At 30.0% G+C, this 25586-nt stretch carries 27 protein-coding genes, 1 pseudogene and 1 riboswitch; of the genes and pseudogenes, 22 read left to right on the top strand and 6 right to left on the bottom strand.

Annotation, left to right across the window (positions count from 1 at the left end; translation table 11 throughout):
- Positions 1 to 7 precede the first annotated feature (7 nt).
- The 11 genes from modB (at position 8) to ribH (ending at position 11070) form a co-directional block, all read left to right on the top strand.
- Positions 8 to 694, top strand: coding sequence for a molybdate ABC transporter permease subunit (modB, locus tag CLJU_RS10875; protein WP_013238866.1), 687 nt, complete (start codon positions 8 to 10; stop codon positions 692 to 694).
- A 2-nt stretch (positions 695 to 696) separates the two neighbouring features.
- Positions 697 to 1761: a sulfate/molybdate ABC transporter ATP-binding protein gene (locus tag CLJU_RS10870; RefSeq protein WP_013238865.1), complete on the top strand. Its 1065-nt coding sequence runs from the start codon at positions 697 to 699 to the stop codon at positions 1759 to 1761.
- Between the two features lie 96 nt (positions 1762 to 1857).
- Positions 1858 to 2064, top strand: coding sequence for a TOBE domain-containing protein (locus CLJU_RS10865; RefSeq protein WP_013238864.1), 207 nt, complete (start codon positions 1858 to 1860; stop codon positions 2062 to 2064).
- Between the two features lie 298 nt (positions 2065 to 2362).
- Positions 2363 to 2725 (top strand): response regulator, encoded by a 363-nt coding sequence (locus tag CLJU_RS10860; RefSeq protein WP_013238863.1) that lies wholly within the window; start codon positions 2363 to 2365, stop codon positions 2723 to 2725.
- A gap of 25 nt (positions 2726 to 2750) precedes the next feature.
- Positions 2751 to 4736, top strand: coding sequence for a chemotaxis protein CheA (locus CLJU_RS10855; protein ID WP_013238862.1), 1986 nt, complete (start codon positions 2751 to 2753; stop codon positions 4734 to 4736).
- A 28-nt stretch (positions 4737 to 4764) separates the two neighbouring features.
- The gene (locus CLJU_RS10850; protein WP_013238861.1) at positions 4765 to 5256 is read left to right on the top strand and encodes a chemotaxis protein CheW; all 492 of its coding nucleotides are present in this window, start codon (positions 4765 to 4767) and stop codon (positions 5254 to 5256) included.
- A gap of 20 nt (positions 5257 to 5276) precedes the next feature.
- Positions 5277 to 6932, top strand: coding sequence for a methyl-accepting chemotaxis protein (locus CLJU_RS10845; protein WP_013238860.1), 1656 nt, complete (start codon positions 5277 to 5279; stop codon positions 6930 to 6932).
- A 96-nt stretch (positions 6933 to 7028) separates the two neighbouring features.
- Positions 7029 to 7144, top strand: a riboswitch (FMN riboswitch).
- A 171-nt stretch (positions 7145 to 7315) separates the two neighbouring features.
- A complete protein-coding gene (gene ribD / locus CLJU_RS10840; RefSeq protein ID WP_013238859.1) occupies positions 7316 to 8434 on the top strand; it encodes a bifunctional diaminohydroxyphosphoribosylaminopyrimidine deaminase/5-amino-6-(5-phosphoribosylamino)uracil reductase RibD in 1119 nt (372 codons plus the stop codon).
- Between the two features lie 15 nt (positions 8435 to 8449).
- On the top strand, positions 8450 to 9103 hold the full coding sequence (locus tag CLJU_RS10835; RefSeq protein WP_013238858.1) for a riboflavin synthase: 654 nt from the start codon (positions 8450 to 8452) through the stop codon (positions 9101 to 9103).
- A gap of 278 nt (positions 9104 to 9381) precedes the next feature.
- Positions 9382 to 10587, top strand: coding sequence for a bifunctional 3,4-dihydroxy-2-butanone-4-phosphate synthase/GTP cyclohydrolase II (locus CLJU_RS10830; RefSeq protein WP_013238857.1), 1206 nt, complete (start codon positions 9382 to 9384; stop codon positions 10585 to 10587).
- A gap of 21 nt (positions 10588 to 10608) precedes the next feature.
- Positions 10609 to 11070, top strand: coding sequence for a 6,7-dimethyl-8-ribityllumazine synthase (gene ribH, locus CLJU_RS10825; RefSeq protein WP_013238856.1), 462 nt, complete (start codon positions 10609 to 10611; stop codon positions 11068 to 11070).
- A 100-nt stretch (positions 11071 to 11170) separates the two neighbouring features.
- On the opposite strand, the gene spoVB is transcribed toward ribH, so the two are convergent.
- Positions 11171 to 12508, bottom strand: a complete 1338-nt coding sequence (gene spoVB / locus CLJU_RS10820; protein ID WP_013238855.1) for a stage V sporulation protein B — start codon at positions 12506 to 12508, stop codon at positions 11171 to 11173.
- A gap of 161 nt (positions 12509 to 12669) precedes the next feature.
- Between spoVB and CLJU_RS10815 the strand changes: the two genes are divergently transcribed.
- The 7 genes from CLJU_RS10815 to CLJU_RS10785 all read left to right on the top strand — a co-directional run bounded on the left by CLJU_RS10815 (position 12670) and on the right by CLJU_RS10785 (position 18555).
- Complete coding sequence (locus CLJU_RS10815) at positions 12670 to 13233, top strand: ferritin family protein (protein WP_013238854.1); 564 nt, start codon at positions 12670 to 12672, stop codon at positions 13231 to 13233.
- 120 nt (positions 13234 to 13353) lie between these two features.
- Positions 13354 to 14661 (top strand): PQQ-dependent sugar dehydrogenase family protein, encoded by a 1308-nt coding sequence (locus CLJU_RS10810; protein ID WP_013238853.1) that lies wholly within the window; start codon positions 13354 to 13356, stop codon positions 14659 to 14661.
- 40 nt (positions 14662 to 14701) lie between these two features.
- Positions 14702 to 15406 (top strand): zinc dependent phospholipase C family protein, encoded by a 705-nt coding sequence (locus CLJU_RS10805; RefSeq protein ID WP_013238852.1) that lies wholly within the window; start codon positions 14702 to 14704, stop codon positions 15404 to 15406.
- 91 nt (positions 15407 to 15497) lie between these two features.
- Positions 15498 to 16025 carry a hypothetical protein gene (locus CLJU_RS10800; RefSeq protein ID WP_013238851.1) on the top strand — a complete coding sequence of 176 codons (528 nt, stop codon included), beginning with the start codon at positions 15498 to 15500 and terminating at the stop codon, positions 16023 to 16025.
- Between the two features lie 31 nt (positions 16026 to 16056).
- Entirely contained in the window at positions 16057 to 17769 is a 1713-nt protein-coding gene (locus tag CLJU_RS10795) for a B12-binding domain-containing radical SAM protein (RefSeq protein WP_013238850.1), read from the top strand.
- A gap of 25 nt (positions 17770 to 17794) precedes the next feature.
- Positions 17795 to 18103 (top strand): hypothetical protein, encoded by a 309-nt coding sequence (locus tag CLJU_RS10790; protein ID WP_013238849.1) that lies wholly within the window; start codon positions 17795 to 17797, stop codon positions 18101 to 18103.
- 50 nt (positions 18104 to 18153) lie between these two features.
- A complete protein-coding gene (locus tag CLJU_RS10785) occupies positions 18154 to 18555 on the top strand; it encodes a response regulator (protein WP_242825727.1) in 402 nt (133 codons plus the stop codon).
- Between the two features lie 107 nt (positions 18556 to 18662).
- Here the strand turns inward: CLJU_RS10785 and CLJU_RS22600 are convergent, their stop codons facing one another.
- Together CLJU_RS22600 and CLJU_RS22230 are read right to left on the bottom strand one after the other, a co-directional pair.
- Positions 18663 to 18836 carry a hypothetical protein gene (locus CLJU_RS22600; RefSeq protein ID WP_013238847.1) on the bottom strand — a complete coding sequence of 58 codons (174 nt, stop codon included), beginning with the start codon at positions 18834 to 18836 and terminating at the stop codon, positions 18663 to 18665.
- A 43-nt stretch (positions 18837 to 18879) separates the two neighbouring features.
- Positions 18880 to 18960, bottom strand: a pseudogene (locus tag CLJU_RS22230) (DUF2087 domain-containing protein); the annotation flags it as partial.
- 300 nt (positions 18961 to 19260) lie between these two features.
- Here CLJU_RS22230 and CLJU_RS23160 point away from each other — a divergent pair.
- Entirely contained in the window at positions 19261 to 19392 is a 132-nt protein-coding gene (locus tag CLJU_RS23160) for a hypothetical protein (RefSeq protein ID WP_278244724.1), read from the top strand.
- 26 nt (positions 19393 to 19418) lie between these two features.
- On the opposite strand, the gene def is transcribed toward CLJU_RS23160, so the two are convergent.
- A complete protein-coding gene (def, locus tag CLJU_RS10780; protein WP_013238846.1) occupies positions 19419 to 19889 on the bottom strand; it encodes a peptide deformylase in 471 nt (156 codons plus the stop codon).
- 200 nt (positions 19890 to 20089) lie between these two features.
- On the opposite strand from def, the gene helD reads away from it, so the two are divergent.
- Positions 20090 to 22387 carry an RNA polymerase recycling motor HelD gene (gene helD / locus CLJU_RS10775; protein WP_013238845.1) on the top strand — a complete coding sequence of 766 codons (2298 nt, stop codon included), beginning with the start codon at positions 20090 to 20092 and terminating at the stop codon, positions 22385 to 22387.
- A gap of 168 nt (positions 22388 to 22555) precedes the next feature.
- Positions 22556 to 23725 carry an FprA family A-type flavoprotein gene (locus tag CLJU_RS10770; RefSeq protein WP_041705109.1) on the top strand — a complete coding sequence of 390 codons (1170 nt, stop codon included), beginning with the start codon at positions 22556 to 22558 and terminating at the stop codon, positions 23723 to 23725.
- Between the two features lie 25 nt (positions 23726 to 23750).
- On the opposite strand, the gene rocF is transcribed toward CLJU_RS10770, so the two are convergent.
- Together rocF and CLJU_RS21640 are read right to left on the bottom strand one after the other, a co-directional pair.
- Positions 23751 to 24650: an arginase gene (gene rocF / locus CLJU_RS10765; RefSeq protein WP_013238843.1), complete on the bottom strand. Its 900-nt coding sequence runs from the start codon at positions 24648 to 24650 to the stop codon at positions 23751 to 23753.
- 220 nt (positions 24651 to 24870) lie between these two features.
- On the bottom strand, positions 24871 to 25035 hold the full coding sequence (locus tag CLJU_RS21640) for an aspartyl-phosphate phosphatase Spo0E family protein (protein ID WP_023161755.1): 165 nt from the start codon (positions 25033 to 25035) through the stop codon (positions 24871 to 24873).
- A gap of 357 nt (positions 25036 to 25392) precedes the next feature.
- Here CLJU_RS21640 and CLJU_RS10760 point away from each other — a divergent pair, with 357 nt between their 5' ends.
- A complete protein-coding gene (locus tag CLJU_RS10760) occupies positions 25393 to 25575 on the top strand; it encodes a DUF896 domain-containing protein (protein ID WP_013238842.1) in 183 nt (60 codons plus the stop codon).
- The last annotated feature ends 11 nt before the right edge of the window (positions 25576 to 25586 follow it).

Raw genomic sequence — 25586 nt, 5'->3', positions numbered from 1 at the left:
TAAGTTTATGAATTTTGATGCTTCGCCTGTATGGATTTCGTTAAAAACTACATTTACGGCTACATTTATAACTTTTTTTATAGGAATTGCAGTAGCTTATTTAATGGTAAATTATAATGGAAAGTTAAGAAATATTTTGGATACTATACTTACCCTCCCACTTGTTCTGCCACCTACGGTGGCAGGATTCTTTCTACTCCTTATATTTGGAATAAATAGTCCTATAGGTAAATTACTTTCTAAAATTGGAATCAATATAATTTTTTCTTGGCCTGCTACGGTAATAGCGGCAGCTGTTATAGCTTTTCCTCTTATGTATAAAACTACAAAGGCAGCTTTTGAGCAGATAGATAGGAATATTGTAAGTGCAGCAAGAACATTAGGTGTTTCTGAATGGAAAGTTTTTTGGAAAGTTGTACTGCCTCTTGCCTGGCCAGGAATAGGGGCAGCTACAGTTCTTTCTTTTGCAAGGGCTCTTGGAGAATTTGGAGCTACTTTAATGATAGCAGGTAATATACCTAACAAAACTGAAACTATTCCTATAGCTATTTATTTTGCAGCTGAAAATGGAGAGATGGATAAAGCTTTTATGTGGGTGCTGTTAATAGTTGCAATCTCAACTATAGTCATTTTACTTATGAATTATTGGAATGACTATCAACAGAAAAATATATACGGTGTTAGGAGAAATTAAAAATGGGACTGTATGTAGATATTGAAAAGAAGTTACCAGGGTTTAGTTTAAAAGTAAAGTTTAATAATGAAAAAAATATAATAGGACTTTTAGGAGCTTCGGGATCTGGTAAAAGTATGACACTTAAGTTTATTGCTGGGTTAGATACGCCTGATAGGGGAAAAATAGTATTAAATGAAAAAGTACTATATGATTCTGATAAAAAAATAAATATTCCAAGTAGAAAACGAAAAGTGGGTTTCTTATTTCAAAATTATGCCCTATTTCCAAACATGAATGTAGAACAAAACATAGGGTTTGGATTGCAAGATATGGATAAAGATAAGAAAAATAAGATAATTTCTGAAAAGATAAATATGATGAATCTTAAAGGATTGGAGAGGAGATTTCCAAGTCAGCTTTCAGGAGGGCAGCAGCAGAGGGTTGCTATTGCCAGGGCCCTTGCAATAGAGCCTGAAATACTTCTATTAGATGAACCTTTCTCTGCATTAGATACTCATCTGAGAAGTAAAATGGAAGAACAACTTATACATATATTGTCCAATTATAATGGACATACGGTATTTGTGTCTCATAATAGAGATGAGATATATCGTATTTGCAAAAATATAGCGGTAATTAATAGAGGTAAAGTAGAAGCTTTTGGAGATAGAGATTATATATTCAAAAATCCTCCTACTGTTTCAGCAGCACAGCTTACAGGGTGCAAAAATATATCTAAGGTTGAAGTGGTAGATGAACATACTATAGAAGCTGTAGATTGGGGATGTACTCTTAAAGTTAAGGATAAAATTGAAGGTAAGGTATCCTACATGGGAATTAGAGCACATTATGTTGAATTAGCAGATGATAATAAAAATGAAAATATATTTAAATGCTGTGTAAACCATATAAATGAAAGTCCTTTTACAGTTTCAATTTATTTGGACAGTGTAGAGGAGAAAACATATACTAAGACTAAAAGTTTACTGTGGGAAATTCCAAAGGAAAATTGGGTTGCACTGAAAAAAATTAGCCAGCCCTGGAATATATATATAGACAAAGACAATTTATTTTTGATTGAATAAAAACTGCAAGATAGGGGTAAACTACAACTATCTTGTGGTTTTTATTTTATTGAGGTAAAAACACTATAAAATATATTAAAAAGAAGGTAATTTAATATGAAAATCAGTGCAAGAAATCAGTTAAAAGGAAAAGTTTCTGAAATTAAAGAAGGAGCTGTAAATGGTGAGGTTATAGTAGACTTAGGAAATGGAACAACTATATGCTCAATTATTACAATGGAATCCATTAAAAATTTAGGAATTAAAGTTGGTTCTGAAGTTACAGCACTTGTTAAGGCTTCTTCAGTAATTATTATGGCTTAAGGAACTTTCAATTAAATAGCCAGATTATTTACTAAATTAGCAAGTAATGTTTATTACATAACTTGCTAATTTTTTTATGCATTTCTATTTAAGAATGTAACTTTATGCATTGCTATATAAGGTGAATTACATGACAATAATGCAAATTTTAATATATTTATATTTTTTATAATAAAAAAACAAAAAATAAATGAAAATAGACATAGATGTAGAATTTATAAACAAATGGAGATAATATAGAAAAATATAGTTAATAATTAAATTGATTTTAAAATTTGATTATAAGGGGGAAAAATTTATGTCAAAAGTACTTATTGTTGATGATGCATCTTTTATGAGGATATCTCTAAAAACTATGCTGTCTAAAAATGGATTTGAGGTTATTGGAGAAGCTAAAAATGGAGTTTCGGCAATTACTAAATATAAGCAATATAATCCTGATATTGTAACAATGGATATTACGATGCCTGATATGGATGGAATTGAGGCACTTAAAAAAATCAGAGAATATGATAATAAAGCTAAGGTTGTTATGATAACTGCAATGGGACAAGAAGCTATGGTTAAAAGAGCAATAGTTAGTGGTGCTAGGTCATTTATTGTTAAACCTTTTAAGGAGGATCAATTGGTTAAAGCACTTAATAAAGTATTATCAGTTTAAATATTGAAACTAGGGGTGGTAAATTGTGTCAGATAAAAGCTCAGATGATGTCATACTTGAATCCTATATATTTGAGACATCCCAGCTTATTGATCAACTTGAAACATTGATATTGGAAAATGAAAGTGGAAATTGCTATTCGGAAGAAACTATCAATGAGATATTTCGCATTATGCATACAATAAAAGGATCATCCGCTATGATGTCCTATGAGTATATTTCAAAGTTGGCTCATTCTATAGAAGATTTGTTTTATTTTCTCAGAGAAGAGAAACCTAAAGATGTAGATTACGAAAGTTTATCAGACTTGATTTTAAAATGTGTGGATTTTATAAAAGTGGAACTTGAAAAAATAAAAAATGGGAATAAAGTGGATGGCAACTGTGATTCTATAATAGAGTACAATAAAAATTTTCTTATGGAGTTACAAAATCAAAAACCTAAGGAGAACATTAGTACAGAAAATAGAAATGAAGAAATCAAATTGACTAATAGATATGAGGCACTTATATTTTTTGAAGACGACTGTGAAATGGAAAACTTGAGGGCTTATACTGTAGTGGAAACTTTGAGAGAGTTTTCAGAAGAGATTAACTATATACCTAAAGATATAATGGAAAATGATGATACTTGTAAAACAATACATGAAAGCGGTTTTAAAATATTTATAAAATCCTATAAATCTTATGATGAACTTTGTGAAATTTTAAACCAGGCAGTTTTCTTAAAAACCTTTAAACTTGAACAGCTAGAAGATGCTGAACAGCTTCAGCAGTCTACTAAATCCAATCAAGGCATAAACGTATGTGATGAAAATACGAAAGATAAATCAATTATACAAGATTTTATAAATGTAAAAGTGGACAAGCTAGATAAGCTAATGTATCTAGTAGAGGAAATGGTTATTGCCGAAGCTATGGTTACTCAAAATTCTGATTTAAAGGGGATGAAACTGAATAATTTTGAAAAATCTTCAAGACAGCTTCATAAAATTACAAGTGAGCTTCAGGATGTGATAATGTCTGTAAGGATGGTACCTATATCTATAGTATTTCACAAAATGAATCGTATAGTACATGATATGAGTAAAAAGTTAAATAAGCAAGTTCATTTAAAATTAATTGGAGAGGATACTGAGGTAGATAAAAATATAATTGAACACATATCAGATCCCCTTATGCATTTGGTGCGAAATTCCATTGATCACGGAATAGAATCAATAGAAGATAGAAAGTGTCTTGGAAAAAGTGAAAATGGAACTGTTACCTTAGAAGCAAAAAATGAAGGAAATGATGTTGTTGTAATTGTAAAAGACGATGGCAGAGGATTAGATAGGAAGAGCATATTAGAAAAAGCTATTTCAAATGGGATACTTAAGAAAAATCCAGAAGAAATGAGCGACCAGGAAATCTATAATTTAATTTTTATTCCAGGGTTTTCCACTAATGAAAATGTTACAGAATTTAGTGGCAGAGGGGTTGGTATGGATGTAGTAGTTAAAAATATTCAAAATGTATGTGGATCAGTTTCAATAGATAGTTTGGAAAATAGTGGGTCTACCATAACGATGAAAATACCTCGAACCCTTGCAATTATAGATGGTATGAATATAAGGGTAGGAAATTCCTATTATACTATTCCTATTACGTCTATAAAAGAGCTTTTTAGTGTGGAAAAAAACAATGTGATTTCTAATATGGACAGCGGCGAAATGATAATGGTGAGGGGTAAATGTTATCCTCTTATCCGTATACACAAATTATACAATATAAAAACTGACGTTAAAAATTTAGAAGATGGAATAATTGTCATGGTAGAAAAAGACAATATGGGATTGTGCATATTTGCAGATGAATTAGCTGGACAACAGCAGGTTGTAGTAAAGTGTTTGCCTAACTATATAAAAAAAGTAAAAAATATAGATGGACTTTCAGGGTGTACCCTCCTTGGAGATGGGAGTATTAGTTTAATACTTGATATAGGTGAACTTGTAAATATGCTTGGTAAATAAAAGTGCGCAGTGAAAGGAGAATATAAATATGTCAGAAATTGTAGTAGATGATAGCTTAGTTGAAGAAGAAGATACTCAAAAGAATAAATATCTTACTTTTACTCTTGAAAAAGAGTTTTATGGTATAGAAATTAAATACGTTATTGAAATAATAGGAATTCAACCAATAAGTGAAATACCTGAACTACCAGAATATATAAAGGGAATTATAAATTTAAGAGGCAAAATAATACCAGTAATGGATATTAGGTTAAGATTTAAAAAGGAGGCAATAGAATATAATGATAGAACATGCATTATTGTAATTCAGATTGAGGACATTTATGTAGGACTTATTGTAGATGGTGTCTCCGAGGTAATAGATATACCTGATTGCGAAATTGTAGATCCTCCAGAAATTAGCAAAATTAGAAATAAATTTATAAAAGGCATAGGGAAAGTTCAAGATAATGTAAAATTGCTTTTAGATTGCGATAAACTGTTAAACCATGGAGATACAGATAGCTTAAGTAATATTTAATATAAAAGGAGTGGATGGGTGTGAAATTATTTAACAATTTAAAAATAGGTATAAGACTATTTGTAGGATTTGCGTTAATTGTACTTGTAATGTGTATAATTGGGATATTCGGATTAATCAATATGAATAAAATCAATGATTTAGACACTCAATTATATAAAAATATGACAGTGCCACTCGGAGAGTTGACTGGACTTAATTCATCTTATGGAGATATAAGAGCACATTTAAGAGATGCTATTTTAGCAGATAATCAATCGGATATGAATCAATATATAAATAAGGTGAATTCATCTAGCTTGGATTTTGATAGTCAATTAGATGAATTTTCAAAGACACTTTTAACTGATTCCGGGAAACAGGCAACTGGAAATCTTAAATCTTCTAAAGCAAAGTATATGGAAATAGCTAATGAAATTATTGATGCGGTAAAAAAAGGTGATAACAAAGGTGCAGTAAGTCTAATTCACAGCAAGCTTAATGCAGCACAGAGTGATGTGGCAAATAATTTGAAAACGGTTATAAGTTTAAAAGAAAATCTTGCAGAAAGCTTTTCACAGAACAATGATAAAACAGCCAGTGCAACCGGAAAACTAATTATAATTTTTATAGTTATAGGAGTGATTGCTGCTGCATTACTAGGAACAATTATTTCACTATCCATAATAAGACCAATTAGAGAGCTTATGCTTTCTACAGATAAAGTTTCAAATGGAGATCTAAATGTAAATATAGATATTAGTGGAAAAGACGAAATAGGAATACTTGCAAAGGCATCTAAAAAGATGAATGACAATTTAAATGAAGTTGTAACAAATATTCAAGCTGCGGCAAATCAGGTGGCTGTCGGTGCTAAACAAGTATCAGATTCAGGTATAGCTCTTTCAGAAGGATCTACGGAACAAGCAAGTTCTGTGGAGGAATTAACGGCTTCTGTAGAAGAGATTTCTTCACAAATAAGGCTTAATGCAAATAATGCAGTTAAGGCAAATGAATTGACTGAACATGTGAAAGATAATGCAGTTAAGGGAAATTCACATATGGATGAAATGCTTAAAAGTATGGATGATATAAATGCAGCTTCGGGGAATATATCTAAAGTTATAAAGGCCATAGATGATATTGCCTTTCAGACAAATATTCTGGCTTTAAACGCTGCTGTTGAAGCTGCGAGGGCAGGTAGGTATGGAAAAGGATTTGCGGTAGTTGCTGAGGAAGTAAGAAATTTAGCTGCAAAGTCACGGGATGCTGCAAAAGAAACTACTGCACTAATAGAAGATTCTATTAAAAAGGTGGATAAAGGTACTAAGATTGCAAATGAAACAGCTGAAGCTCTTGGTGAGATTGTAGAAGGAGTTACAAAGGTAGCAGATTTTGTGGAAAGCATAGCAGTAGCTTCTAAAGAGCAGGCTACTGGTGCAGAACAGATTAGCAGTGGAATAATGGAAGTATCTCAGGTGATTCAAGAAAATTCTGCTACATCTGAAGAGAGTGCAGCGGCAAGTCAAGAACTTTCAAATCAGGCAGATATTATGCTAGAGCAAGTTAAGAAATTTAAAATAAGAAGAATAAATTCTAGTTATGATAAAGTGGAAAATATAAATCCAGAAGTACTTAATATGTTAAAAGATATGAAGGCAAAAAAGAAATATCATGGAATTGATTTAGGAGACTAGGGATATTAATACAAAAAAACATAAAAAATTGGGAGATTACCATTGACAATAGAAAAAAATAGGTATATATTGAAAACATAATAAAACTTAATAAAGTTAAACTTTCGGGGCAGGGTGAAATTCCCGATCGGCGGTATAGTCCGCGAGCTTTTATAGCATGAACTGGTTTGATTCCAGTACCGACAGTAAAGTCTGGATAAAAGAAAGTAAAGATATAGTTTAGGCTATGTTTTTATATGTTTTGTAATTTTATTCCCTGAAGGTTATTTCAGGGAATTTTTATATGCAAAATTTCAAGAAAATTAGGATTACTATAAGTACATAATGTAATATTTTTATAAAAAAGTAAATAAATATATAATTTAATTATGGAAGTGAATCTTATGGAAAAAGAAAATACAGATGAAAAGTATATGAAAGAAGCTTTAAAACTAGCTTTATTGGGAAAAGGATTTGTGAATCCAAATCCCCTTGTGGGAGCTGTGATAGTTAAAAATGGAAAGATAATAGGGAAAGGTTATCATAGGTTCTTTGGAGGGGCTCATGCAGAAGTATATGCACTTAGAGAAGCAGGAGATAATGCACAAGGTGCAGATCTGTATGTAACGTTAGAACCTTGTTCACATTATGGAAAAACTCCACCTTGTGCAAAAGCTATAGTAGAAGCTGGAATAAAAAAGGTAGTAATAGGAAGTGTAGATCCAAATCCTCTTGTATCAGGGAGAGGTGTAAAAATTTTAAGAGATGAAAACATAGAAGTGGTTACCGGGGTTATGGAAAGAGAAGCTGTAAAAATAAATGAGATATTTATGAGTTATATAAAGTCAAAGTTACCTTTTGTAATTTTAAAATCTGGAGTTACTTTAGATGGAAAAATAGCTACAGTTAGTGGTGAATCTAAGTGGATAACAGGTGAAAAATCAAGGTTAAAAGTTCACAAGATGCGAAATAGAGTTATGGCAATTATGGTTGGAGTAGGTACTGTGATTTTAGATGATCCTCTTTTAACTACAAGGCTTGAAGAAAAGTGTAAAAGTCCTAAGGCTGTAATTGTAGACTCAAAGCTGAGAGTGCCTGTTGAATCTCAAATTTTCAAAACTTCTCGTGAAAGAGAAATAATAATAGCATGTACAGAAAAGTTTGATAAGGTCAAGGCAGAGTCTTTAAAAGCTATGGGAGTAAATATAGTTGTCTGTACAGAAAATAAAGAAGGAAGGGTAGATTTAAAATATTTAACTAAAAAACTTGGAGAAATGGGTATAGATAGTGTACTTGTTGAGGGAGGCTCAGAACTTAATTTTTCTGCACTGAAGTCTGGAATTGTAAATAAAGTTATTTATTTTATTGCACCTAAAATACTTGGAGGTAAGAATGCTAAAACTTCAGTTGAAGGATATGGAATTGGAAACCTCTCAGACAGTATAAAATTAAAAGATATATGTGCAGAAAATGTGGGAGAGGACATTATGATACAAGCCTATGTAATAAATGCTGAAAATTAGAAAGAAGGGATAAACTTGTTTACTGGTCTAGTAGAAGAAATAGGAGAAATATTAAAAATATCAAGGGGAAGAAACTCTTCAAAAGTGTCCATAAAAGTAGGAAATTTACTAGATGGAGTTAAACTGGGAGATAGCATTGCTGTAAATGGAACTTGTGTTACTGTAGTTGATTTAAAAAAGAATTCTTTTACTGTAGATATTATGGCTGAAACTTTGAGAATGAGCAGTTTAAAAGATTTAAAAATAGGAAGCAAAGTTAACCTGGAAAGGGCCCTAAGGCTTGGAGACAGATTAGGTGGACATATAGTAAGTGGACATATAGATGGTACTGGAAAAATTGTAGATGTGAGAGAAGAGGACATCTCAACCTGGATAGACATAGAAGCGTCTTATGATTTACTTAGATATATAGTACGAAAAGGTTCCGTGACTATAGATGGTGTGAGCCTTACTGTAGCAGAATTAAATAAAAATTGTTTCAGTGTGTCTCTTATACCCCATACTAAGATGGAAACTATTTTAGATTATAAAAAAATAGGAGATTTAGTAAATATAGAGTGTGATTTAATAGGAAAATATGTAGAAAAAATGGTTTTGAATCCAAAAAAAGAGCCAGAAAAAAGCGGCAGTATAGATGCTTTAAAACTAAAGGAATATGGCTTTATCTGATGGCTACCTACTGTAACCTCCCACTTCTATCAAAGTGAGAGATATTAGAACTCTTGAGCTTCAGCGATTTAGAGTTCTTATGCTGTGCATAACAGTAGCTACGCCCCTAGATAATTCATCTAAACTTAGTGGGAGAAACAAAACTTTAAAGAGAAAGCGGCTATCAGCAAATCAAAGATTTGGAATATCTGCTTTTCCCACTAAGTAAGATTCATTGATGCAATAAGGCATTTTCTTTTAGATGCCTAAACGTTTATTTTTGAAGGGAGATAAAAATCATGAATTTTAAATTTGATACTATAGAAGATGCAATAAAAGATCTTAAACAAGGGAAAATGATCATAATTGTAGATGATGAAGGAAGAGAAAATGAAGGTGATTTAGTTATACCTGCAGAAAAGGCAACTGGAGAAAATATTAATTTTATGATCAAATATGCAAAAGGTCTCTTGTGTGCACCAATTGAAGAAGGAATAGCAGTAAAGCTTGGATTAAATCCTATGGTTCAGCACAATACAGACAATCATGAAACAGCATTTACTGTAACTGTTGACTATAAAGATACTACAACGGGAATATCAGCTTTTGAAAGGGCACATACCATAAATATGATAGCTGCTTCAAATTCTAAAGATGACTTCAGAAGACCAGGACACATATTTCCGCTTATAGCTAAGGAAAATGGAGTGTTTGACAGAACTGGTCATACGGAAGCTTCAGTTGATCTAGCTAAGCTTGCAGGATTTAAAGGTGCAGCAGCAATATGTGAAATAATAAAAGATGATGGAACTATGGCAAGAAGAGATGACTTGATGGAGTTTGCTAAAGAACATAATTTAAAAATTGTTACCATAGTGGACTTAATAGCCTATAGAAAAAAAACAGAGAAATTAGTTAAAAGAGTGGCTTCTGCTAATCTTCCAACTAGATTTGGAAAATTTAAAATTATAGGTTATAAAAATATATTAAATGGTGATGAGCATGTGTGTCTTGTAAAGGGAGATAATTTTGAAAAAGAACCTGTCCTTGTAAGAGTACATTCAGAGTGCCTTACGGGAGATGTTTTTCACTCACTTAGGTGCGATTGTGGACAGCAGCTTCAATCTGCACTTAAACAGATAGAAAAAGAAGGCAAAGGTGTACTTTTATATATGAGTCAAGAAGGAAGAGGCATAGGAATTTTAAATAAGATAAAAGCTTATAAGCTTCAAGAAAATGGAATGGACACAGTAGAGGCAAATTTAGCATTGGGATTTCCAGCAGACATGCGTGATTATGGGATAGGAGCACAAATACTTGAAGATATAGGTATTAAAAAAATAAAACTTCTTACGAATAATCCAAAGAAAATTGAGGGACTTTCAGATTATGGATTGGAAATAGTAGAGAGAGTACCTATTGAAGTAGATTGTTCACAGGAAAGTAAGAGGTATATGAAAACTAAACGAGAAAAGATGGGACATTTATTAAAATTATATAAATAAAAATAGAAAAGAGGATTATTTATGAAGATGTATGAAGGAAAATTAGTTGCAGAAGGTTTAAAATTTGGAATTGTAATTGCAAGATTTAATGAATTTATAGGCACGAAATTGTTAGAGGGTGCTTTAGATTGTTTAAAAAGACATGGAGCACAAGAAGAAGACATTGAGGTAGCCTGGGTTCCAGGAGCCTTTGAAATACCAATGGTTTCAAAGAAAATGGCTTTTTCTAAAAAGTATGATGCAGTTATTTGTCTGGGAGCAGTAATAAGAGGACAAACACCTCATTTTGATTATGTATCAAATGAAGTGTCAAAGGGAGTAGCAAGTGTTTCCCTTGAAAGCGGTATGCCAGTAATATTTAGTGTTCTTACCACAGATAATATAGAGCAAGCTGTAGAAAGAGCAGGAACTAAAGGTGGAAATAAAGGATATGATGGAGCTATGTCAGCTATAGAAATGGCAAATTTAATGAAACAGTTTTAAATATAATAAACGCTAAATCAATTTACAATGAATGATGTACAATTCACAATTAAGGATGATTTTCTGTTACCACAGAAAATGTACCAAAATTGTGAATTGATTATAGAATATGACAGCAGCTTCTGCTGCTTCTTTTTATTTCTCTTATATTTAAAATTAAAGTGGTAGATGAAGTTATTATTAAACTTATTGCGGTACTATATATATTTATCCATGATATGCCTGCAAGTATGTATATTAATATGACTTCTAAAATGGCAGAAATCAAAGAGTTTTTTAATAGTATATTTTGTTTGCCAATGCCATTTAAAATACCAAAAGTAGAAAAGGAGACAAAGGTAACAGGAGCAGCTAGTGAAGCAAATTTTATATAATTTCCCAGGTCATTTCTGTTATAAAATAATTGTCCTAAGTAATCTCCAGTGAAAAGGCAAATTACCATGGTACAGATACCTAAAAATAAAGATATTTTTATAATTTGATGAATCCTTTTTTCTATAGACCAGTAATTCCTACGGCTCATCTTTTCTGATAAATCTGGAATGAGAACCATTGATATGGAATTTATAATTGTAATTGGGAAAAATATTATATTTAAAGCCATGCCGTCAAATTTACCTATCATAGCTAGGGCTAAGTTGTATTCTATACCAGATGCTACAAGCCTTCTTGGAGTTATAAGTGTAGAGACAGCACCAAGTGCAGTAGATAAAAATCCATTTAAACAAAGGGGAAAAGATAGTACCAGTATATTGAATAAAAGTTGAAGTTTTTCCTCGGGATTTGAAGAACTAGATCTAAATTTTCTCCTTCTAGTTTTATACATTATGTAAAGTAAGATGAAACTTATAAACTCTCCTATGGCAAGGGTTGTATAAGCTGCAGTAACGGTGGAACCAACATCTTTCAAGGAAAATACAGTAATTATACTAATTATTATTACAATTCTAAGAAATTTTTCTGATATATCTATAATTGCAGGTATTTTAACCTGAGATATCCCATAAAAATAACCTTTTAGTATAGAGGATAATCCTATAAAAAACATAGCTGGGCACATAACCTGCAGGGCATGTACCGATCTAGTGTCATCTACTATTTTAGTACCTATGTAAGGAGCATTTATAAAGACGGTACAGACTATAAGTAAAGCAAAGAGTGAATTAAAAGTTAGAGATGCATCTATGGAATTATTTAAGTTATTAAAATCATCTTTGCTAAAATATACGGCAGCTATTTTGGAAATGGCTGCTACCATACCTCCCGATATAAGGCATATGAACAAATCGTATATAGGCATTATTAGTCCATAGAGACCTATTCCTTCAGCCCCGAGTTCTCTAGATAATATTATGGGAAATATAAATGCAAATATAGAAGTAATTAAATTTGAACAAATTAAAATAAGTGAATTTTTTAAAAACCTGTCTCTTTTCATAAAAACTCCCGTAATTAAAATTAGAATTAATATTAATAATTATGATAAGGATTTGAAGTATATTCTTTTTACTCATAAAAGTTTCTATTAGGCATTTTGTGATATACTAAACTTAAATTGTAAAGTTATCGGAAAATTTATGATAGAAAGGATTGTTTTTGATGAACAAATTAATTTGTAGCATCTGTGGTATGGCTATAGATGATAAAAATTATTTTTTCAATAAGGAGGCTTTTCTTAGAAAAAACACTTCAGGAAACATAATGTTCTGCCCTTTTTGTGGAGCTCCTGTAAAATATTTAGTTGAAGATGAACATAAAATCAACACTTTAGGGCACAATTTGGATGAATGGCATTTAAAAATAGTGAATAATGCATTTAAGCTGGAAGTATTTAATGGAGATTTTTATAAAGAAGCTTCAAAATTAGCTGAGGATTCAAAAATAAAAGATATGTTTAAAGCGCTTTCCAGAATAGAGTATATGCATGCTTCAGTGCACAAGAAAATAGGGGGATTTACTTCTGAACCTAATCTCAAAAAATTAGATTACTCTAAATACGCAGGTAATGATAAATTGCTTGAAATGGCATGTAAAAGGGAAAAACATGCAGTGGAATACTATGAAAAGTATGCTAACCGTATGGAAGATAATAAAATTAGAGATGTATTTAATGTGCTAGCATATGTAGAAAAAATACATATACAGCTTACAGATAAAAAATAAGCTAAAAATTCATAAGCCATATATTAAAATTAAAAGAACTCTGCATTTAGTTATTCATATGCAGGGTTCTTTTTTAATATATATATTCTAGGATCTATAATTTTGAGGAGAGTAGTGTATATGAAAAAAATTATAAAAATTTTATTTACAATTACAGTTGTATTTGTATTAACTTTTGTAATTGTAAATTATTTTTCTAAAACTCATTATAAAGTTGAAGTTCAAATGAAGGACAATACTCTAAGTTATGATTTAAAGTATTCCAGATTAAAAGGTGCAGTTGACTTTACAAAAGACGAAAAACAAAATTATTACATAGCATATAGTAATAGGATACAGATTATAAAAGATAACGGGAAAAGTTATGACATATTGAAGAATTCAAATTTGAATATTCACAGCATGGACTATTATAAGGGCAATATATATTATTCTTCAGGAGATAATATATATTGCTATAATATGAATGAAGGTAAAAATACAATTTTAATAAAGGGATTGCCTAATTATGGTGATTATAAGGACAGTTTAGTAAAAGTAAGCAATGCATGCTTATATATTTCCATAGGTTCTGCTACTAATTCAGGTGTAGTAGGAGATGATAATAAGTGGGTAAATGGCAATCTTTATGCCCATGATATGAGCCCAGAGAATATAACTCTTAGGGGAATAAATTTTGGAAAGAGTAAGACAGGTGCTTTTCAAAGCTATAATACTAAAAGCATAAAAGGTCAAATAGTTCCAGCACATTTCCCAGGAAATGCTTGTATTATAATATATAATTTGGAAAGCGGGACAAGTGATACTTTTGCTTGGGGAATAAGGAATGTTACAGGAATGGGTTTTACAGACAGCAGCAAATTAATATGTGCTGTAGGGGGGATGGAAGATAGAGGAAGCAGACCTGTTATTGGGGATACAGATTATATATATGAAGTAAAAAAGGGAAGGTGGTATGGATGGCCAGATTATAGTGGGGGAGATCCAGTTACTTCACCTAAGTTTAAAAGTGTGAAGAATTCTCCACTGCAATTTATACTGGACAATCACCCTACGACAAATCCACAAGCTCCTATATATCAGCATAAAACAGTAAGTAGTATTGGAACTCTTGCAGTGGATTCAAAAGGTGACTTAAACGATAGAAATTGTATATTTTTTTATGATAATATTGATAATATAGTATATAGCTTTCGAGGAACAGGCTTACCGGAGGAAAAAGTTAAATTTAGTGAAAGAACTAAAATTTCAAGTATAAAAATATATGATAAATCTTTATTATTACTTGACGGTAAAGAAGGTTATTTATATAGTATAAAAAGAGGTAAGATTAAGAAAGTTTCAGAAATAAATAAAAATATTTATCCATACATACTTATGACAACAGTACTTGGAATAATATTAATTTTAAAAGTTCAAGGACGTTGATTTAAGTGTATATTTAAATTAAAGAGGAGATTGTAGTTAGATGAAACAAGAAATTGAAAAAACCTATGGAAGTGCTGTAAGAAAAATATTTTTCGCAGTTAACCCACTTAAGAAAAAAATTATGAAAACTAATTGTACTGTTCACAAATTTATAATCATACGTGCTATTGAAATATTAAAAAATGATAATTATATGGAAGAGTATGAGTTTTTTAGAAAACATGTTAAAAGGTTAAATGCAGGAGTTACATGGGCAGATCAGGACTTTAAGAGTTCAAATCATTTTTACCATGTGAGTAAAGGAAAAGGGTTATATGGATTTTCGGATGCACTTACAGAATGTGAGAAATATTATGATAAATCAATACAATTTCTAAAGAATAAAGAAGTGGAAAGAGCTCTATTTTATTTTGGTGCATCCTGCCACCTTATTCAAGATGTAACAGTCCCTCATCACGTAAATAACAAACTTTTGAACAGCCATAGAAGATTTGAGCTATGGATAATAGGAAGGCTTATGACAGATTATTCTTTTGTAGCTGAAGAAGGTGCTATAGTATATGACAAAGTGGAGGATTTTGTAAAAAACAATGCAATAATGGCCAATAGCGTATATATGAAGAATATAAATATACAATCTAGAGATGAAAGATATTCTAAAGTAGCTGCAACCATTATAAAAGAAGCTGAGAGAACCACAGCAGGTTTTATGATTAAATACTATAGGGAGCTAAAAAAACTTTAATATTTTTCCATAAAATGGAGGTTTTTTTCCTACTTTTACAGAACATATATAATAAGGATTTAACTCTGTTTATATATGTTGGTAAAGGATAGTGATTAAATTGAGTAAGGATATATTTATAAATATGGAAAAGGAAATATTCAAAGGAAATCTTTTGGATATAGGCATGGACAATCAAGGTATAATTTATAATATATATAAGGAATTTAATGATAATGTAAATGTGGAATATGTAAGTGGGAAAGAAGAAGGCAAAAATATAAAAGAAGATTATTATGATAATTGTATATTATTATTTTCCTTTAATAAATTATGGGTAAAATTTAAAAAGAAAAATTTTATAAAAGATATATACAACCATTTAGCAAAAAATGGGACTATCCATATATGGGATATTGATAAAGGGTATGGAAAGATTTTTAATGCAGATATAAAGATATTAATACCTGAAGGAAAACTGAGAAAAATAAAAATAAGGGATTTTAACATTTTAAAAGATAATTCTAAGGAAAGTACCCTACGACTACTAGATAATTATTTTAAAATTTTAGAATGTAGAAATTCTGACGGACTTTATTATATAAAGGCTGAAAAGAAGAACTTGGTTTGTAAAAGCTAGGACAACTAAAAAAGGACGGGAGACTCATAATATGAAGGTACTATTAGCAGCACTTAATTCAAAATTTATTCACAGCAATTTAGCAGTGAGGTATTTAAAGGCTTATACACAAAAACTCAATTATAATTGTACTATAAAGGAATTTACTATAAATGATAGAAGGGAAAAAGTATTAGAGGAAATTATAGGGGAGAAACCAGATGTAGTGGCTTTCTCCTGTTACATATGGAATATAGAATACATAAAATCTTTAGCGGTACTCATTAAACTTATAAATCCTAAAGTGGAAATTTTGTATGGGGGACCTGAGGTGTCTTATGATAGTGATAGCTTTTTGAAAAGTGTGCCAGGGGAGTATGTAATAGTAGGTGAAGGAGAAGAAACCTACTATCAATTTGTAAAACTCAGGAAAAAATATTTTGATACTTCAGGAAAAGTTAATAATAAAGAGTTTTTTCTAGAATTGAGAGATATAAAGGGTCTTTGCTTCAAACAAAATGAAAATGTAATTCTAAATGAACAAAGAGAACCAATGGATATGAACAAGATAGTATTTCCCTATACAAAAGAAGATAATTTGAAAAATAAAATTGTGTATTATGAAGCTAGCAGAGGATGTCCCTTTAAATGTAAATACTGCCTTTCTTCTGCGAGTTTTGAAGTAAGGTTTTTGAATATAGAGAGAGTAAAAAAAGAACTTAAATTTTTAATGGACAAGGACATAAAGCTAATAAAATTTGTAGATAGGACTTTTAATTGTAATTATGAATTTGCTATGGAAATTTGGAAATTTGTAATAAATGCAGATACAGATGTTACATTTCACTTTGAGATTTCTGCAGATGTTTTAAAAGATGAAGAAATAAAACTTCTTAATACAGCCCCTAAAGGAAGAATTCAACTTGAAGTAGGGGTACAAACTACAAATGATACTGTGTTAAATAATATAAATAGATATGTTAAATTTAATTATATATATGACAGGGTGAAGAAGGTTCAAAAGTATCACAACATCAATCAGCATCTTGATTTAATAGCAGGACTTCCTGGAGAAGATTTTGAGTCCTTTAAAAAATCTTTTAATGATGTATATTCTATAAAACCAGAGGCTCTTCAACTTGGATTTTTAAAGTTATTGAAAGGCTCATCTATGATAGAAGAAGTCTCAAAATGGGGAATGGTGTATTCACCCTATGCTCCTTATGAGATATTAAAGACAGATAGTATAAGCTATGATGAAATTGTTATATTGAAGAGAATAGAGGAGGTCTTTGATAAATACTATAATTCTGGTAAATTTAAAAATATACTAAATTATTTTGTACCTAAATTTAAAACAGCTTTTGATTTTTACTATGAACTTGGAAAGTTTTTTTATAATAAAGGATATTTAAATAAAAATATATCTTCCTCAGATTACTATAAGGTATTTATAGAATTTGAAAATGAGTGTTTAAATGAAAAAAATATTGAATTAGAAGAGATAATAAAGTATGATTACTTGAAATTTAATAAGAAAAAATGGCTCCCAGATTTTTTAATGAGAGAAAGAAATAAGGAAGAAGAAAAAACTATAAAAGCTAAAATTGAGGATGGATTTATAGAGGTATCAAAAAAATATCATATAGAAAAGTTTTTTATAAATATAGAAAGACTTTTAAATGATTCGGTATTGGAGAAAAAAGAGGGGTATGTAATATTTGATATTGAAAATGATAAAGAGATATATTTATTTCACGAATAAATATATTTAAAAAGGGGTCGGTACTGTGAATATAACTATTGAAGATAAAGCCCTAAGTTATGCAAGGGAAAAAGAAGGGGATTTTGTAGTAAGGACTATTTCTGCACCAGGAGGATGTTTCTCTATGGATGTAAGAGAAATAACTGTAGAATTTATAAAAGATTTTAAAGTAAATGAAAAGATATTTAACAGTTATAGTTATAAAGAAATAAATGTATTTATAGAAAAAGGTCTGGAAATAAAAGATGATGAGGTACTTATATATCAAAAAGCCAAATTACCTTTTATAGGAGAAAGATTTGGAAGTAAAGGGGTTTCTGTAAAATACCTTTAAATATAGAATGCCATGGAGGAATTAAATGGAGAAAATTTTGATTGTGGAAGATGATGAAGATATTCGAGATATATTTAAAAGGTGAATCTTTTGAAGCATGGAAAGCAGAAAATGGTAAAGAAGCTTTTGAAATTCTTGAAAATAGAGAACCAGACTTAGTTATTTTGGATTTAATGCTGCCAGATACAAGTGGGCTTAATATTTGTAAAAATATACGCACAAAATACAAATATCCTATAATAATGCTCATTGCTAAAACAGCAGATCAAGATAAAATAATAGGTCTTACTTATGGTGCAGATGACTATATTACTAAAACTCTTAATCCTCTGGAAGTTATGGCAAGAGTTAAAGCTCAGTTTAGACGATACAAGGAGTATGGAGAAGATGCAAAGGAAGATAGCACTATATATTATAAAGGTTTAATCTTAGATGGAATTATTATATTTTAGCTTTTTTCTGTTTTTTGCAGTGTTTTTGGAGGTGATTTGCATATGCGAAAAGGTGACATCAAAGGGGGGGCAATTATTCAAGCAAAAACCAGCAAAAAACACAGTTGTTAGCTGTGTTTTTTGCTTTCTTCTAATACCTCTTCAATTTGTGACTCCATTTCAACTTCTTTAATAGTATATTGAGGTCCAGCACCATTTACTATATCTGAAGCTCCTAAATTTATCTCTTTTCCATTTTGCATGTTTCCATTTTTATTAATTTCTTGTTTTATATGAGACATGTTTTATCACCTCATAGATTATTTTTACCGAGTAAAAGTGTAATTATTCTTTTATCAAGTAAATACTACAATCATTTGAGCGTTGAAAAAATCGGTATTCTATTAAGGCTCTTCTAATAATTGCATATTCTTCAAATTAAATGGTATGCTTTTTATAACAACACAGAAAAATCTGCGTACTTATGTATTTACTCGATTTAATCTTCAGGAAATTCCTTTAAATAAAAGTTTATTAGATGCAGATTTTTTCTTAGAACAGTTGACTGAAGAAATATATTCTATGCTTCGTGATAAAAACTTAAAATTTGATATAAATCTGCCTCCTAATATGAAGATTTACGTTGGTGTTTAACAACTTGTTAAAGAATGCTATAGCATATAGTCATAAGGATTCTTTATTACCTTAATTAAGGAGGAAAAATATATGAAATTAGTTGTTTATAATGTTTCTAAGGAGTTTAAAGATTTAAATGCTGCCTGTAATATAAATCTCGAATTTACTTCAGGGATTTGGGGACCTTTAGGAGCAAATGGTACGAGTTTCAAAAGAATTTAGATTTTTTGCTGATGTAATTAGTGCAATTAGAACTCATCTACTTTGTATACTTTCTTTGCCTTATCTGTATATAAAACACCATCTAAATGATCTATTTCATGACAAAAAGCCCTGGCAAATAGTCCTTCTGCATTGTATCTAACCTCATTTCCATTTATATCTTCACCTACTACAATTACTTTTTTAGGTCTAACTACAATGCCCTCATGACCATTATAACTTAGGCAGCCTTCTGGGCCTTCATTTCTACCCATTTTTTTTACTATTTTAGGGTTTATTAAGACTACAGGATCGGTATTTTCTTTTCCCAAATCAATAAATATTATTCTCTTAAGAATCCCTATCTGTGGAGCAGATAATCCAACTCCAGAACTAGCATATAAAGTATCCTTCAAATCTTGTACAATACCTAAAGTTTCTTCATCTATGTTTTTGACTTTTCTGCTGACTTTTCTAAGTAATTTATCACCAAACTTCAATATTTCTCTTACGGCCAAATGTATTACCTCCTCTAAGTAAGTATATTTAAATTATACAGTTATTTGCTTAAACAATCAATAAAGGAAGTTTTTGGATGAGACATGAGTAAGGTCTTCTTATCTTGACATATGGTGTTATTAAATATAAAATTTATTTTTGTACTTGTATATTTATTGTAAAAACTATAGACTTCTATAGTATATGGGAGGGAAGAGATATGGCTATAAATGTTATAGATATGAAAAATGAAAAGGAACATTTAGAAGAAACCTTGAATTGGATAGATACTCAGATTAAAAACGTAAATTCGGAAGATGAAAAGTTAAAAATAATTATAGATGGACTTAGAAAACAATCCAGAGGTAAATATAACGAAGAACTGGAAACAAAAGAAAAGTTATATAATATAACTCATAAGAATCTTGAAAAATATATGGAAAGTAAGAATAAACCTTATTTTGGAAGAGTAGATTTTAGAGAATACAAAGGGGAAGAAGAGACTTTCTATATAGGAAAATTTGGACTTGGAGATATGGAAAAAGGGGATGAAAAGGTAATTGACTGGAGGGCTCCTTTAGCAGATCTTTATTATAGTGGGGTTTCAGGAGAAACCTTTTATAGATCTCCTCAAGGCATAATAAATGGAGAACTTAATTTAAAGAGAAAATTCTTGATTGAAGATGGAAAATTAAAGGATGCTTTTGATGAGGGAATAAATGAAATAATACTTCAATCTGCGGATGAAAGTGAAAATGTCTTAGTAGATGAATTTTTAAAAATAAATTTGGAACAAAGTGCAAATAGCAAACTTAAAGATGTAGTTGCTACCATACAAAAGGAGCAAAACAATATAATAAGAACTGAAAAAAATATTTCACTTGTAGTTCAAGGATCTGCAGGTTCTGGAAAAACCACAGTAGCACTTCATAGGCTTGCCTACCTACTTTATAGATATAAAGGTAAAATTCAAGGGGAAGATATTGTAGTTGTAGCCCCTAATAAATTGTTTTTAAATTATATTTCAGATGTACTTCCAAATTTAGGCATAGAAAAAGTCAAGCAGGTAACCTTTGAAAAAATGTGCTGCCAGATGTTGAATTTAAAAAGCAAAGTATATACCAAAGATAAAAAGCTGTCCAGTATAATAGAAAATAAAAAATACAGTGGTGTAGAAAACACACTTGAATCCAGTCGCGTTAGAGGAAGCATTTTATATAAAAATTTAATTGATAGGTATATAGAATATATAGAAGAAAGAGATGTAAATATTGATGATATAAAGATAGATAATTATATCCTGTTTAACAAAGAAGAAATATGTAGATTGTATTCAAGTGATATGAAACATTTGCCTATAAATAATAGGAAGCATGAGATAAAGAGGTATTTTCTGCTGAAGATAGATGATAAGATAAATAAAATAATGGACAAAATAGATTTTTATTATGAATATATGATTGCAAGACTAAAGAAAAGCATGGAGGATGGTCCAGATAGGAGAAGGACACTCACGGGTGTATATAATGAGAGAGATAAAAAGAAGAAAGATACTAAAAATAGGGCAATACAGGCTTTTGAATGTTATTTTAATAGATGGAGTGAGATTGATACAGAAAACCTCTATGAAGAATTTTTAAATGACAAAGAAGTATTTGATAGAATTATAAAGGGAAATATTTCAAACAACATATGGAATAATATAAGACAGGAAGTAAAGGAAAATAGAGAAAAAAAAGTAATAGATAGTGATGATTTGGCTCCTCTTTGCTACTTAAAATTTAAAATAGAAGGAGTTTCTAAAAAATTTAAATATAAGCACATTGTAGTGGATGAGGCGCAGGATTATAGTGCTTTTCAGATGATCATTTTAAAGGAAATTAGCATAAATGATTCCATGACTATAGTTGGAGATTTAGGACAGGGTATATACTATTATAAAGGAATAACTAGTTGGAAAAATTTAATAGAAGATGTATTTGATTCTAATGCAAAATATACTCAACTTGAACACAGTTATCGTTCTACAATGGAAATAATAAAATTTGCAAATAAGGTTCTTAAGCTTCAGAAAAACAATCTAAAACCTGCAGTACCAGTGCTTAGACATGGCAAAGTACCACAAGTAATAGAATTTAAAAACAATAGAGAATTTGGTGATGCTTTAGATAGGATTGTAGAGGAAGTTTACAGTGTGGGCAAAAAAAGCATAGCTGTTATAGGTAAGACCTATGATCAGTGTAAGAAAATCAGAGAGTATTTAAAAAAGTACAGTTCTTATAGTTGGAGTTTGGTAAGGGAAAATGACAATAATTTAAGTTTTGAAAACATAATAATTCCATCTTATATGACAAAAGGATTGGAGTTTGACTGTAGTGTAATTTACAATTGCAGCGAAGAAAATTATGGTGAAAATGAGCTTGATAGAAAGATATTATATGTAGTTCTTACAAGGGCACTTCATATGGAATATATATTTTATTCAGGTAAAAAGTCTAAACTTATTAAGAATGTTTAGTTATAATTTTAATTTCGTCAATACAACAATATATATAAGTTAAAATTATATTAATAATTATTATTACCAAATATTTAGTTTTACATTTTTAAAATTATGTGATAGAATATCAATAGTTAGATAAAATATAAATGTATTCATATTAAAAAAATAGGATGGTGAATGACTATGGAAAATGTAAAATTAAAAGAAAATATTTATTGGATTGGTGTAAAAGATCCTGAACTAAAAATCTTTGACATAATAATGAATACTAAAGAAGGAAGTACTTATAATTCTTATTTAATTGATGATGAAAAAGTAGCAGTAATAGATACTGTAAAGGATAAAGGTGTTTTTTTTGAAAAATATATATCAAATATAAAAGGTATAATAGGCAAAAGAAATATTGACTACATAATAGTACAACATACAGAACTTGATCATAGTGGATCACTTGCAAAACTCATTGACTTATATCCTGAAGCTGTTGTAGTAGGTACTAAAGCAGCATTGATGTATTTAAAGGATATAACAAATAAAGAATTTAAGAGCATGGAAGCTCCAAATGAATTGAGTCTTGGAAAGATTAATTTGCAATTTATAAAGTCACCAAATTTACACTGGCCTGATACGATGTTTACTTATATACAAAATAGAAAAGTATTATTTACTTGTGATTTTCTAGGATGTCACTATTGCCCTAAAGGTTCAATTACTGATAATTCAGCTGATTATGATCATGAGATGAAATATTACTTTGATGTAATAATGGGACCATTTAAAAAATTTGTACTTATGGGACTTGATAAAATTAAAAATTTAGATTTTGATATGGTAGGCCCAAGTCATGGACCTGTTCATATAGATGATATAAAGAAATCTATTGAATCCTATAGAAAGTGGGCTCTTACAGAATCTAAAGAAAAAAATGTTCAAATATTTTATATATCAGCTTATGGAAATACAGAAAAAGTTGCCAGATATATAGAAAATGTAATTAATTCAAGAGGAATAAAGGCAGAAGCACATGAAATAACTTCTATTCCTATGGAAGAGGCTATTTCTCTCATTGAAGGAGCTTCAGGTATATTAGTGGGATCACCTACTATAAATCAGGATGCAGTGAAACCTGCATGGGATATGCTTTCACTTGTATGTGCTATAACAAATAGAGGAAAGGCAGCTGGTGCATTTGGTTCTTATGGATGGAGCGGTGAAGGTGTGCCTATGTTAACAGAAAGATTAAAGTCACTGAAATTTAAGGTAGCCAGTGGTTTTAGGTTCAAATTTGTACCTAATGAGGAAAAGCTAAAAGAAGCAGACAAATTTATAAATGAATTTTTAGATTTACTTTAAAATAAGGAAGGGCAATGTCCCTTTCTTATTTTAAATGCTGAAAAGTCCAGGAAAGCAAATCTATACATAAATCAGAAGTTTTATCATTTTCATCTAACTTAGGATTTAATTCTACTATATCCATGGACTTTACTAGACCAGTTTCCATTAAATATTTCAATATATACTTAACTTCTATAATGTTTATGCCTTTTTTTACTGGAGTGCCTGTTCCAGGAACTAATTGAGGATTTAAAACATCTATGTCGAAACTAAAATGAAGAGATTGTATGCCGTTTCTTTTTAGTTTTGAACCAATCTCCTCCATTACATTTTTTATGCTCATTGAATGTATATCACGAGTTGAGTATATGTTTATATTTTGTTCTTTTAAAAAATCCAGTTCTCCTTTATCTAATGACCTAGCACCTAGTATAAATACATTTTGCGGTTTTACTTTAGGACCTTTATAATAAAGATCAGAAAGCTTATCATATCCAAAGCCCATAGCAGCTGAAAGGGGCATTCCATGCACATTACCTGATGGAGAAGTCTTGTCTGTATTTATATCGCCATGAGCATCTAACCATACAACTCCAATATTTTTGTTATATTTGCTTGTACCTGAAAGACTTCCAAGTCCTATAGAATGATCACCGCCTATAGTTAAAGGAAAACTATGGGCACATAGTGAACTGTAAACCTGATGAGCTAGATTTTTGTTTGCATTTAGTATAGGTTTTAAATATTTCATATGAGAATTATATGTGTATTTTTCGCTCTCAGGTATATCTAAAACGGGGATATCTCCCGTATCATAAATTGTATGACCACTTTTATTTAAAATGTATATTAATTTTTTTTGCCTCAATTTTCCAGGGCCGTATTCTGTACCTTTTCTGTCAGAACCAAAAAAGATAGGGACACCTATTACACTAACGTCCATTTAAGTTACCTCCCTAATTTAACTTTTGGTAAAATGAAAATTTAAGTTCAATGTTATTTTTAGAATTTATTTTAAGCATTATTCTATTTTAATTTTACATATATGGTTTAAATATCTATACCTTAAAATTCAAATGAAATGTAATGATTTTAAGTATATTGAAAAGAATAAATTTGAAAAGAAAAACAAATAGAAAAAAATAAAATTCAGTTAAAATAAATTAACTAAATTTATTTTCCTTTTGGTATTGTAGAATTAGCCTGTCCAACTTTTCACTGCACTTTACAACAATTTCATCCGTAAGACTACTAGTTTTCATTAATAGATATAAAGTTTCCTTTAGATTGTTTATTTCAACATCTAAAATTCTCAAATTATCATTCATTATCATTCCTCCACAAGAAACTTTGTACTCTTATATTTTACCAGATAATAAGAAAATAACCATATCTTTTATTAGTCACCAATTTGCAGTATATTACAAAAATAAACATAATTTCTGTAGATAAGGTGTGGATTATTCTGTGGAGAAAATGTGGAAAAAAGAAAAAAATGTCTTCATATACTGATATAAATAACCATGGATAAATTTTACAAGTCAAAATAATGTCTAAAAGTTTTTATCATATTTATAAACTTACTATATTAACTGTTATAAAAATAGTTGACAATATGGAGTGATTTGTGGAAAATAAAATTGAATAAGTATATAAATTATAAAGTTAGGAGCTGCAGCTATAAAATGGACAAATTAACTGAAAGAATAAATTTTCTTTATAAAAAGAGTAAAACTTCACAACTTACAGAAGATGAAAAAGAGGAACAGAGAAGACTTAGAGAGAAATATATAAACAATATAAAGAAAAATTTAAGAGCTCAACTTGGAGCTATACAGCCAAAATCTAATGAAGATGAACTCAATTAAGAGGTGAGAAA

The sequence above is a fragment of the Clostridium ljungdahlii DSM 13528 genome, from assembly GCF_000143685.1.
Classification (GTDB): Bacteria; Bacillota; Clostridia; order Clostridiales; family Clostridiaceae; genus Clostridium_B; species Clostridium_B ljungdahlii.
Note: the sequence above shows the minus strand (reverse complement) of the source record. Positions and strands in the feature narration are given on the sequence as shown.